The sequence below is a fragment of the Corynebacterium hansenii genome, from assembly GCF_030408795.1.
GTDB lineage: Bacteria > Actinomycetota > Actinomycetes > Mycobacteriales > Mycobacteriaceae > Corynebacterium > Corynebacterium hansenii.
The window spans coordinates 2319837-2331764 of the sequence record NZ_CP047211.1 but is presented as its reverse complement, the minus strand read 5'-3'; the positions used below and the strand labels follow the sequence as shown (position 1 = coordinate 2331764).

The 11928-nt window shown below is 69.7% G+C and carries 10 protein-coding genes and 1 tRNA gene; 8 read left to right on the top strand and 3 right to left on the bottom strand.

The annotated features are described in order from the left end of the window. Positions 1-41: 41 nt before the first annotated feature. The 3 genes from CHAN_RS10210 to CHAN_RS10200 all read right to left on the bottom strand — a co-directional run bounded on the left by CHAN_RS10210 (position 42) and on the right by CHAN_RS10200 (position 1441). The gene (locus CHAN_RS10210; protein ID WP_290289446.1) at positions 42-260 is read right to left on the bottom strand and encodes a hypothetical protein; all 219 of its coding nucleotides are present in this window, start codon (positions 258-260) and stop codon (positions 42-44) included. 1 nt (position 261) lies between these two features. After that, entirely contained in the window at positions 262-1152 is an 891-nt protein-coding gene (locus CHAN_RS10205) for a RelA/SpoT-related domain-containing protein (protein ID WP_290289444.1), read from the bottom strand. Positions 1153-1370: 218 nt separating this feature from the next. Next, positions 1371-1441: transfer RNA gene (locus CHAN_RS10200), tRNA-Gln, on the bottom strand. Between the two features lie 267 nt (positions 1442-1708). Between CHAN_RS10200 and CHAN_RS10195 the strand changes: the two genes are divergently transcribed. The 8 genes from CHAN_RS10195 to CHAN_RS10160 all read left to right on the top strand — a co-directional run bounded on the left by CHAN_RS10195 (position 1709) and on the right by CHAN_RS10160 (position 11836). Then, positions 1709-2440, top strand: coding sequence for a TetR/AcrR family transcriptional regulator (locus CHAN_RS10195; RefSeq protein WP_290293465.1), 732 nt, complete (start codon positions 1709-1711; stop codon positions 2438-2440). Then, positions 2440-6060: a transcription-repair coupling factor gene (gene mfd, locus CHAN_RS10190; RefSeq protein WP_290289442.1), complete on the top strand. Its 3621-nt coding sequence runs from the start codon at positions 2440-2442 to the stop codon at positions 6058-6060. The genes CHAN_RS10195 and mfd overlap by 1 nt, the downstream gene beginning before the upstream one ends. Next, positions 6057-7112 (top strand): MazG nucleotide pyrophosphohydrolase domain-containing protein, encoded by a 1056-nt coding sequence (locus CHAN_RS10185; protein ID WP_290289439.1) that lies wholly within the window; start codon positions 6057-6059, stop codon positions 7110-7112. The genes mfd and CHAN_RS10185 overlap by 4 nt, the downstream gene beginning before the upstream one ends. Positions 7113-7332: 220 nt before the next feature. Further along, positions 7333-8046, top strand: coding sequence for a lytic transglycosylase domain-containing protein (locus CHAN_RS10180; RefSeq protein ID WP_048742038.1), 714 nt, complete (start codon positions 7333-7335; stop codon positions 8044-8046). Positions 8047-8193: 147 nt separating this feature from the next. Further along, the gene (gene eno / locus CHAN_RS10175) at positions 8194-9474 is read left to right on the top strand and encodes a phosphopyruvate hydratase (protein ID WP_048741369.1); all 1281 of its coding nucleotides are present in this window, start codon (positions 8194-8196) and stop codon (positions 9472-9474) included. Between the two features lie 184 nt (positions 9475-9658). Beyond that, positions 9659-10222 carry an FtsB family cell division protein gene (locus CHAN_RS10170; RefSeq protein ID WP_290289437.1) on the top strand — a complete coding sequence of 188 codons (564 nt, stop codon included), beginning with the start codon at positions 9659-9661 and terminating at the stop codon, positions 10220-10222. A 73-nt stretch (positions 10223-10295) separates the two neighbouring features. After that, positions 10296-10826 carry a DUF501 domain-containing protein gene (locus CHAN_RS10165; protein ID WP_048741374.1) on the top strand — a complete coding sequence of 177 codons (531 nt, stop codon included), beginning with the start codon at positions 10296-10298 and terminating at the stop codon, positions 10824-10826. After that, complete coding sequence (locus CHAN_RS10160) at positions 10823-11836, top strand: Ppx/GppA phosphatase family protein (protein ID WP_290289433.1); 1014 nt, start codon at positions 10823-10825, stop codon at positions 11834-11836. The genes CHAN_RS10165 and CHAN_RS10160 overlap by 4 nt, the downstream gene beginning before the upstream one ends. Positions 11837-11928 lie beyond the last annotated feature (92 nt).

Below are 11928 nucleotides of genomic sequence, written 5' to 3'. Positions count from 1 at the left end.
ACCCCCTCACCGTCTGGTGCGGGGGTTGCTTCATAAGCGGGTTACGCGAGCGTGAGGTCTTCCCGCCGCGCGAAGTATCGGGAGTGAGAGTGCTCAAGAGACTCGCGGTTGGGGCTGGTAACAGCCACAATCTCGACGTTGGAATCCACGCGGGCGACGTCGCGCATCATGCGCTGGATGGTTGCCTCGACGATGCTCGGGAACTGGGTGCAGTCCACGGCTCCGGTGAGTCGGTTGTACTCGATCAAAAATCCTGGCATTTCAGACAACTCCTTCCTGTCGGTTCGCGGGCGGCAGGCGGCGAACTGTGTCTGCCAACCGGCTGAGGCGCTGGCGCGCCTCCTCACGGCTTTCGTGGGCCGTCGTCAGCCTTTCCTTGATCTTGTCAATCTCGGCTTGCAAGTCATCGGGGTACGGCTCGGGAACCTTGTGGAGGTCAAGCATAAGCTCTTCGCAGCTTGAAACCCAGTCATTCCATTCTGTGTCTGACTTGTGGAGGGCTTCGGAGGCGCGCCAAAACTTTCGAACGATCGGGCCATGCGCTCGTTCCACTTCAGGGGAAAACTCCTGTTTGTAGCGTATTTCTCGCCCGACGACGTCACCCAGAACTTCGTACAAGTTTGCCCAAGTTGATTGGTACGTAGTTCGCAACTGGATCTCTGTGCGCCCAGCTGGAAACGTGGCGTGAAGGTGCACCGCTCGGTAGCCGCAGTGACTGCCATCGCGAAGATCTCTCTGTGCGACGGACGCGCCTTTGGCCTGGAGCGTCCCGGCGATGTGATCTGCCAATCGTGACTGTTGGGAGAGTCTCATCGGCGCGTCGATGCGGAGGCCGACGATGTCCTGGATGCCGTTCAGGGAAGTCGTGTTGCGGCGGAGCTTCTCCCTGGTGGTGTCTTCGGTCTTCACTCGACCGGACAGCTCGAAAGAATCCTTGGTCAGAGGGGGGAACGCCTCGAAGGGGGGTGGAGGCTCGCTGTCGACGAAGCTCTCTAGGCAGTCGTCAAGTTCAAGCCATACCGTGGCGAGTAGCTCAGCATTCCACGTCATCCACTCTTGGTAGAGCTGAACGTCGTGGGGGGAGTCGTACTTGAGGGCTTTCCCGAGCTTCTTTAGCTGATTGTTCGAGTGGGGGAACGTTTCACCGAGCATGTATCGAGATTAGCGGCAGCAGGGAGTGTCCTCTCCGCATGGCCGCAGCGCTCAATGCTGAATGCAAAAGTAAGGCATTGCCTGTCTCGCGTTTGGCTCACTTTTGGCTCATATAGACGCAGAATCAGGCGTAAAGCCGCGTAAAGATACCCCCGCCCGAAAATGAGAAAACCCCCGCTGGCCTGCGTTGAAGCAGGTCAGTGGGGGTGGTCTCGCTGCTCCCCCGCCAGGACTCGAACCTGAAATGCCTGAACCAAAATCAGGAGTGTTGCCATTACACCACGGGGGACCGGCGCCGCCTTGCGTCGTGCGCCCGCTCCCGCGCCCGCATCGGGGCGCCCCGGGGCCGGCGCGCCGGACGCGCATGCACCGCCGATCAGATTAGCAACACCGGCGGCGCAATCCGGCAACGCCGCCCGAGGGCCGAGCCCGCGCCGCGCCCGAGGACCGCGCCCAGGCCGCCCACGGACCCCGCAAGGACCGCGCTCGGGGCGTGCGGCGCGGTCGCGATAGGCTCGGGTGCATGGGAAATCCGGGAAACGTCGTACGCCGGCGCATGAGCGGGCCGGAGCGTCGCAGGCAACTCCTCGACATCGGCCGCGCCACTTTCGCCGAGCGGGGCCTCGATGGCACGTCGATGGAGGAGATCGCCTCCCGGGCGGGGGTGTCCAAACCCGTGGTGTACGAGCATTTCGGCACGAAGGACGGCCTGTACCGCGAGGTCGTGGCCGAGGAGATGGAGCGCCTGGAGCGCGTGATCGCCGAGTCGATCTCCAAGGGCCGGTCGCGAGCCCGCATCGAGCGGGCGGTCATCGGGCTGCTGACCTACGTCGAGGAGCACACAGACGGGTTCACCATCCTCGCCCGCGATCCCGGTTCGAACACCGGCTTGGCGACGCTGCTGGGCAACGCCACCGGCCGGGTGTCGCACATTTTGGGCGCCGCCTTCACCCGCGCGGGGCTCGACGAGGCTCCGGCGGTGCTGTACTCGCAGGCCCTGGTGGGCATGGTGTCGCAGACGGCGCAGTGGTGGCTGGACGAGCGCACCGGCGACGGCGCGGGCGGGGAACAGACGCCGGCGCGGACGCCGGACGGTGAGCCGCTGGACCGCGAGACCGTCGCCGCGCACATCGTGAACCTGTGCTGGAACGGCCTGGCCGGCATGGAGGCGCACCCCGTCCTGCGCGGTGACGTCGAGGGCCCGGCCGCCGAGGAGGGCGCGGTATTCGGCGCCGGCCCCGAGGCGGATCCCGCCGACCGCGTGCGCCGCGAAGGGCGGCGCGGCTGATGGCGGGCACGAAGGTGGCGGGCCCGATGGTGGCCCCGCTGTCGGGTTTGGCCCAGGTGGTGGCGGGGGAGCCGCAGCTGAGGGGCGTCGTCAAGCATCTCGGTGACGCCGAGCTGCACCTGACCGGCAACGACCGCGTCCGCCCGCACCTGATCGCGGCGATGGCCGCGAAGGTCCCCGTGCTCGCGGTGACCGCGACGGGGCGCGAGGCGGAGGATCTGACGGCGGAGCTGCGCGCGATGCTCGGCGACGGCGCCGCGATGTTCCCGTCGTGGGAGACGCTGCCGCACGAGCGCCTGTCGCCGGCGGTCGACACCGTGGCCACGCGCCGGGCGGTGTTGTCCGGGGTGAAGTCGGGGAAGGTGCGCGTCGTCGTCGCGGCGGTGCGCTCGCTGGTGCAGCCGGTGCTCGACGACGGCGCGGGGCCGATCCGCATCGCCGTCGACGAAGAGGTCCCGGATCTGCCGGAGAAGCTCGAGCGCCACGGGTACTCGCGGGTCGACATGGTCGGCCGGCGCGGGCAGTTCGCCGTGCGCGGCGGCATCGTCGACGTGTTCCCGGCGACGGCGGACAACCCGGTCCGCGTGGAGCTGTGGGGCGACGAGGTCTCCGAGCTGCGCCTGTTCTCCGTCGGCGACCAGCGCACCATCCCGGAGCAGGAGGGCGCCGGGCCGATCGAGGTCGTGGAGGTCCACGCCTGCCGGGCCCTGCTTCTCGACGACGCCGTCCGCGCACGCGCCGGGGAACTGGCGAAGGAGCGTTCGGGTGACGTCCAGGAGATGCTCGTGCGCATTTCCGATGGGCAGTGGGTCGACGGCATGGAGGCCCTCATCCCGCTGCTGACCGACCGCCCGCTCGTGCCGCTGCCCGAACTGATGCCCGAAAACGCCCACACCCTGCTGTGCGGGCCCGAGCGGATCCGGTCGCGCGCGGCGGATCTGATCGTCACCGGCGACGAGTTCATGGCCGCCGCCTGGGAGACCGCGGCGATGGGCGGCGGCGCGCCGATCCCGGCCGACGGGCTGGAGGCCAGCGCCTACCGCGACCTCGACGACGTGCGACGCGCCCCCTGGTGGTCGATTTCCCCGCCCGGCATGCTCGACGGCGGCATCACCGAAGACGACGTGCTGCCGCTGACCTACGAGCCCGGCCCGGAACCGCGCGGCGACCTCAAGGCGATCGGCGCGATGATGGCCCAGCTGCGCGAGGCCACGGTCGACGGGCAGCGCGTGGCCTACATCGCCGGGACCCCGGCCGGCGTGCGCCGCCAGGCGGAGAAGTTCCGCGAAGCGGGCATCGCCTGCCGCATCGCCACCGGCCCGGAACAGCCCGAACCGGGGCGCATCACCGTCTACCAGGGCGTCAGCCACGGCGGCCTGGTGTTCCCGCGCACCGACGGCGGGGCGCTGACGCTCATCGCCGAAGCCGACCTCACCGGCAACCGCGTCACCGACATCGGCGGCGGCCGCCGCAAGCCGTCCAAGCGCCGCAACCGCGTCGACCCGCTGGCGCTGGAGGCCGGCGACTACGTCGTGCACGACACCCACGGCATCGGGCGCTTCGTCAAACTCACCGAACGCACCATCGGCACCGGCGACGACCAGGCGCGGCGGGAATACGTCGTGCTCGAGTACGCCTCCGGCAAGCGCGGCGGGCCGCCCGACCAGCTCTACGTGCCCATGGAGAGCCTGGACCAGCTGACCCGCTACGTCGGCGGCGAGAAGCCCACCCTGTCGAAGATGGGCGGCTCCGACTGGAAGACCACCAAGCGCAAGGCCCGCGGGGCGGTGCGCGAAATCGCCGAGGAGCTGGTCAAGCTCTACGCCGAGCGGCAGGCCGCGCCGGGCCACGCCTTCGCGCCGGACTCGCCGTGGCAGACGGAGATGGAGGACAACTTCCCCTTCGCCGAAACCGAGGACCAGCTCACCGCCATCGCCGAGATCAAGGCGGACATGGAGAAGCCGGCGCCGATGGACCGCGTGCTCATCGGCGACGTCGGCTACGGCAAGACCGAGGTCGCCCTGCGCGCCGCGTTCAAGGCGGTGCAGGACGGCCGCCAGGTCGCCGTGCTCGTGCCCACCACGCTGCTGGCGCAGCAGCACCTGGCCACGTTCACCGAGCGCATGGAGGGCTTCCCCGTCACCATCCGGGGTCTGAGCCGCTTCACTCCCACGCGCGAGTCGAAGGAGATCATCAAGGGGCTGGCCGAGGGCACGGTCGACATCGTCATCGGCACCCACCGCCTGCTGCAGACGGGCGTGTCGTGGAAGCAGCTGGGCCTGGTCATCGTCGACGAGGAGCAGCGCTTCGGCGTCGAGCACAAGGAGCACATCAAGGCGCTGCGCAATCACGTCGACGTGCTGACCATGTCGGCGACGCCGATCCCGCGCACGCTGGAGATGTCGATGGCCGGCATCCGCGAGATGAGCCAGATCCTCACTCCGCCGGAGGATCGCCACCCGGTGTTGACGTACGTCGGCGCGCAGTCCGACAAGCAGATCGCCGCGGCGATCCGACGCGAGCTGCTTCGCGACGGCCAGGTGTTCTACCTGCACAACAAGGTCAGCACCATCGACAAGGCCGCGCAGAAGGTCCGCGACCTGGTGCCCGAGGCGCGCGTGGTGGTGGCCCACGGCCAAATGGGCGAGGAAATGCTCGAGCGCACGGTCCAGGGTTTCTGGGACCGCGAATTCGACGTGCTCGTGTGCACGACCATCGTGGAAACCGGCCTGGACATCGCCAACGCCAACACCCTGATCGTGGAAAACGCCCACCACATGGGCCTTTCGCAGCTGCACCAGCTGCGCGGCCGCGTGGGCCGGTCCCGCGAGCGCGCGTACGCGTATTTCCTGTATCCGGCGGATCAGACTCTGACGGAGAATTCCTACGACCGGTTGGCCACCATCGCGCAGAACAATGATCTCGGCGCCGGAATGGCCGTCGCGATGAAGGATCTGGAAATGCGCGGAGCGGGAAATGTGCTCGGCGCGGAACAATCCGGACACATTTCCGGCGTCGGTTTCGACATGTACGTCCGATTGGTCGGCGAAGCCGTCGCGGCGATGAAGGCCGTCGCCGACGGCGAAACGCCCGACGCTTCCGCGCAGGAACCGAAGGAAATCCGCATCGATTTGCCGGTTGACGCGAACATCCCGGCCTCCTACGTCGATTCCGAGCGGTTGCGCCTGGAGGCGTACCGGAAATTCGCGTCGGCGCAGGCCATGGAGGACATCGACGTCGTCCTGGACGAGCTGGTCGACCGTTATGGAGAGCCGCCGATCGAGGTGCAGCGCCTCGCGGCGATTTCGCGCCTGCGAATCATTTGCCGCGAGTTCGGCGTGCATGAAGTTCAAACGGCCGGTTCTCACATTAAGATAGGTCCCATGGAGCTCGCCGATTCGAAACAGGTGCGGTTGAAGCGCCTGCATCCGCAATCGACGTATCGGGCCGCATCGCGGACCGTTTCCGTGGCGGTTCCGAAGGAAGGGAAGGGTTTGCGGGCCAAGCCCGTGCGCGATGTCGCGCTCGTGCAATGGGTCGCCGATTTCCTGACCGGGATGGCGGGCATCCCCGTCATGGACATCGTCGGCGGCGCCCCCGGCGGAAAGGATCGGAAATGACCATCATCGTGTTGGACCCGCGGTTCCCCACCGCCATCCCGCTCGAGGCGGCGGGCCTGCTGACGGGGCAGGTGGCGTACACCGAGGAGGTGCCGATCCGCGTCCGATGGGCCATCGCCGACGCCGGCGGGCATTCCGTGGCCGACGCCGAGGTGCTGGTCACCACCGACGTGGAGAACGACGAGGTCCTGGACCGCATGGCCGCGGGGGAGAAGGTCTACGACGTCGGGCTCGGCGTCGCCCCGAATCCGCCGGCGGCGATCGAGGCCGCCGCGCCGGCCGCGGCCATCGGAACCGGGGCCGGGGCGCCGTCGCAAAGCAATGGCCCGGGGGAGGCGGAGCAACCCGCGGCCGCCGCCCAGCCGGGGGACTGGGCCCAACCGGAGTCCGATCAGCGGGCTGAGGCCGCCTCCCAGTGGCAGGAGACCCCGCGGGAGGCGCCCGGTCCGGGAGCCGCAGGGGAGCGGTTCCCGCGGTTGGCCGAGGCCATCGACGTCATGGCCGCCGCCCGCCGCACCGGCGAATGGGAGGCCGGGCAGACCCACGCCAGCCTGCTGCCGTACCTCATCGAGGAAGCCTTCGAGTTCATCGACGCCGTCGGCGAGGGCGGCGACATCCGCGGCGAACTGTCGGATCTGCTGCTGCAGGTGCTGTTCCAGGCGGAGGTCGCCGAGGACTTCGACATCGAGGACGTCGCCGCGGCCTTCGTGGACAAGATGCGCCGCCGCAAGCCCTACCTCTTCGACGGCTCGCGCGACACCGGCGAAGGCGCGGAACTGATGCCGCTGGAGGAGCAGGAGGCCGCCTGGGACGCCGGCCGAGGCGGCCCGCGCTCGCAGCCCGCCCAGTACCTGCCGGCGCTGTCGCTGGCGGAGGAGGCCATCCGCCGCGCCCGCCGCATGGGCCTTGCCGACTCGGACATCCCGGTCGATCTCATGTGCCCGACTCCGGGGTTGGAGCTGGAGTCCGGCTCGGAGGCCCGCACCCGCTTCGTCGCCCGCGAATTCCTGGCGTACCTGGACACCCTCGAGACCGGCGAAACGCCGGAGTGACCAGCTAGTTCCCCACTTGGCGGGCTGATCCGTAGGATTGGCTCCCGTGTCCGACTTCGCTGATTCACGTGGCGGCGGCCGACGCGGCCGGAGCCGCGCCGTGCCGTCCTGGTCCGGCGATCCCCGGGGGAGGTCGGGGCGGAATGGCGGCAAGGATCGGCGGTCCAGGGGCTGCGGCTGCCTCGGCTTCACGACGATCGCCGTGATCGCCGTCATCGCGATGGTCGGGGCGATGACCATGTTCGCGGGCCCGGTGAAGCTGCCCTTCACCATGCAGCCGATCCCGGACAACGTGCCGCCCGCCGCCGCCGAGCCCGCGCCGCGCATCGACGTCCACGCCCCGGGCCGCACCGCCGACCAGCTGACGGAATGGGCGAAGCCCATCGCGGCGTCGACCCGCATCCCCTCCGCGGCGCTGCGCGCCTACGGCAACGCCGAGGTCCTCGCCGCCGAATCGTGGCCGGGATGCCACCTGTCGTGGAACACGCTGGCCGGGCTCGGCCAGGTGGAGACGCGCCACGGCACGTACACCGGCGACTGGCTCAAGCCCGCCGAAATCCAGGCCGACGGCGTCGTCCGCCCGTCGATCATCGGCGTGCCGCTCGACGGATCGCCCGGCTTCGCGGAGATCCGGGACACCGACGGCGGCGAACTCGACGGTGATTCCGAACACGATCGGGCCGTGGGACCGATGCAGTTCATCCCGGAAACGTGGCGCCGGTACGGAATCGACGCCAGCGGCGACGGCGTCGCCGACCCGCACAACATCGACGACGCCGCGGCCTCCGCCGCCCGCCTGCTGTGCTCCGGCGGCCGGGATTTGTCCACTCCGGAGGACTGGACGTCGGCGATCCGGTCCTACAACCAGTCCGACGAATACGTCCGCGACGTCCGCGACGCCGCCGCCAACTACGCGCTGAACCAGCCGGCCTGACCGCGGCGGCGCCCGCGGCGGCCGGGCCGTCGCAAAGCGGCCCCCGTTCCGGGGCTCCGGGCGCCGGTTCCCGCAGCGGCGCGATCCGCGCAAACGTGCCACAATCTATGTCATGTGGCCGGAACGGTTCCGGCGGAAAGGTGACATATGGCTGCCCCCATCATCGGACTGAACGCGCTCGAGATCCTGGACTCCCGCGGCAACCCGACCGTCGAGGTCGAGGTCGCGCTGGAAGACGGCTCGATCGGCCGCGCCATGGTGCCGTCCGGCGCCTCCACCGGCGAGCACGAGGCCTACGAGCTTCGCGACGGCGGCGACCGCTACCAGGGCAAGGGCTGCCGCCAGGCGGTCGACAACGTCCTGGACGCCATCCAGGAGGAGCTGATCGGAGAGTTCGCCGATGACCAGCGCAAGATCGACAAGCTGATGATCGACCTGGACGGAACCCCGAACAAGAAGAAGCTGGGCGCCAACGCCATCCTGGGCGTGTCCATGGCCGTCGCCGACGCCGCCGCGCAGTCCGCCGGCCTGGAGCTGTACCAGTACGTCGGCGGCCCCAACGGCCACGTCCTGCCGGTTCCGATGATGAACATCCTCAACGGCGGCGCCCACGCCGACTCCGGCGTCGACGTCCAGGAATTCATGATCGCCCCGATCGGCGCGGAGTCCTTCTCCGAGGCCCTGCGCACCGGCGCCGAGGTCTACCACGCCCTGAAGAAGGTCATCAAGGACAAGGGCCTGTCCACCGGCCTGGGCGACGAGGGCGGATTCGCCCCGTCCGTCGACTCCACCCGCGCCGCGCTGGACCTGATCAACGAGGCCATCGAGGCCGCCGGCTACAAGTTGGGCGAGGATGTCGCGCTGGCGCTCGACGTCGCGTCGTCGGAGTTCTACGAGGACGGCGTCTACAGCTTCGAGGGCGGCAAGCACTCCGCCGAGGAGATGGCGAAGGTCTACGCCGAGCTCGTCGAGGAGTACGCCATCGTGTCCATCGAGGACCCGCTGGACGAGAACGACTGGGACGGCTGGGTCGAGCTGACCAAGCAGATCGGCGACAAGGTCCAGCTGGTCGGCGACGACTTCTTCGTCACCAACCCGGCCCGCCTGTCGGAGGGCATCGAGAAGGGCGCCGCCAACGCCCTGCTGGTCAAGGTCAACCAGATCGGCACCCTGGCCGAGACCTTCGAGGCCGTCGCCATGGCGCACAACAACGGCTACAAGACCATGATGTCGCACCGCTCCGGCGAGACCGAGGACACCACCATCGCCGACCTGGCCGTCGCCCTGAACTGCGGCCAGATCAAGACCGGTGCCCCGGCCCGCTCCGAGCGCGTGGCCAAGTACAACCGCCTGCTGCGCATCGAGCAGCAGCTCGGCGACGCCGCGGTCTACGCCGGCCGTTCCGCGTTCCCGCGCTTCAAGAAGTAAGCCGCTCCGCCGCCGTCCCCGCCGCGTGACGGTGGGGCGGGCACGGCGGAATCCGGCCGAGTGACGGCCGCCGCCCCAACCGCGTGACGGTGGGGCGGGCACGGCGGAATCCGGTCGGAAAAGGGGCCGGGTCGTTCATCGACCCGGCCCCTTTTCGCGTGGGCCGCCGGGTATGCTTCCGGGCATGGGAACAACAGCGCGTGGCCGCCGAGGGCGAGGGGGAAGCGCCGCGACCGCGTCGGATCGGCGGGGCGGCGGGGGGCTGTCGTCGCTGACGACGGGCCAGACGCTGACCATGGCCCTGCTGCTGGTGTTCCTGGTGCTGACGTTGGCCATGCCGCTGCGGACCTTCGCCGAACAGCGCGCCGAACTGGCGAAGACCAGGGAGAACATCGCGCGGATGGAGGAGCGGACCCGCCAGCTGCAGGCGGAGAAGGACCGTTTCTCCGACCCGGGGTACGTGAAGGAGCAGGCCCGGATCCGGCTCGGGCTGGTCGAGGAGGGCGAAACCCCGTTCCGCATCATCGACCCGGCGCTGGGGGCGGGCCCGGGCGAGGAACCGGTGGGCGCCGAGGCGCCGCCGGCGAAGCCGTGGTACGCGCAGTTGTGGGATTCGGTGTCGGTGCCCCCGCAAAAGGAGAAGCCGGCGAACCCCGCGCGCGACGAGGCGACGCGACCGGATCGGCTGCCCACCGTGCCCGAGCCCGCGCCGGAGCCGCAACCCGACGCCGGGCCACCGCCGCAGTGACCGTATTTTTGAAATGACCGTGAACAATCGTGACACACCCCGGCCGTCCGCGGCGGGGACAGGAGGATCCGCCATGACCGTCGACCCCGCCGATTTGGAGGCCGTGGCCGAACAGCTGGGCCGCACCCCGCGTGGCGTGCTGGAGATCTCCTACCGGTGCCCGGACGGCGCGCCCGGCGTGGTGAAGACCGCGCCGCGCCTGGATGACGGCACGCCGTTTCCGACGCTGCACTACTTGACGGATCCGCGCCTGACCGCCGAGGCCTCGCGCCTGGAGGTCGCCGGCGTGATGCGCGACATGTCGGCGCGCCTGCTGGAGGACGAGGAGCTGGCGGCGGATTACCGCGCCGCCCACGAGCATTACCTGCGCGAGCGCAACGCCATCGAGGATCTGGGCACGGATTTCTCGGGCGGCGGCATGCCCGATCGGGTGAAGTGCCTGCACGTGCTCATCGCGTATGCGCTGGCGGAGGGCCCGGAGCATTTCCGGCTGGGCACCGAGGCCGTGGCGCTGGCGGCCGAGGGCACCGGCCTGCGCGGCACTGCCATCCCGGCGGATTGGCCGACGTGCGCCGAGCTCGGCATCGAGAGGGGCGACGGATGACCCGCTTCGGGGCCGTGGACTGCGGCACGAACTCGATCCGCATGCTCATCACCGACGTGCGCCGCGGCGATGACGGCGTGCTGGAACTGACCGAGCTGCACCGCGTGATGGAGATCGTCCGCCTGGGCGAGGGCGTGGACGCCACGGGCCGGTTGGCGGATGCCGCACTGGAGCGCGTCCGCGGGGCCCTGACGAATTACGCCGACCTGATGCGCGCCGAGGGCGTGGAGGCCGTGCGCATGGTGGCGACGTCCGCCTCGCGCGATGCGTCGAATCGCGACGAGTTCTTCGCCATGACCCGCGAGATCCTCTCCGATTGGGGAGTGGAGGCGCAGGTCATCTCGGGTGACGAGGAGGCGGCGCTGTCCTTCCGCGGGGCGGTCGACGACTTCCACCCGGAGGAGGGCCCGTTCTGCGTCATCGACGTCGGCGGCGGGTCGACGGAGGTGATCGTCGGCGATTACGACGGCACGGTGCACGGGGCGCTGTCGGTGCCGATGGGCAGCGTCCGCCTGACGGAGCGGTTCCTGGTCGATTCCCCGCCGCCGCCGGACCAGGTGGAGGCCGCGCGGCGCTACGTCGCGGACCAGACCAAGCGGGTGCTGGAGTCCGTGCCGCTGGCCGGCGCCCGCACCATCGTCGGGTGCGCGGGCACGTTCACCACGCTGACGGCGCTGGCGCAGGGCCTGGAGACCTACGACCCCTCGGCGATCCACCTGTCGACGCTGCGTTTCGGCGCGCTGCGGTCGCTGAACCAGTCGGTGCTCGACACCGACCGCCGGACGCTGGCGGAGAACCCCGTCATGCACCCGGGCCGCGCCGACGTCTTCGCCGGCGGCGTCGTGGTCATCGACGGCCTGATGGACATGTTCGAGGCCGCCAACGCCGAGGCGAAGGAGAAGGGCACCCGCGACGCCGTGCCCCTCGAATTCCACGTGAGCGAGAAGGATATCCTGGACGGCATCGTCGCCGGCCTGGTCGACGAGCGCCTGGCCCGCGCGCAGGGTTAGGCCCCGCCCGGTGCCGCGCGGGCGCCCGCTTTCCGGCACGGTCGGACGGGTTCCCCGCGATTTCCTGCTTTGCGACGGCCCGCGTTGGACGT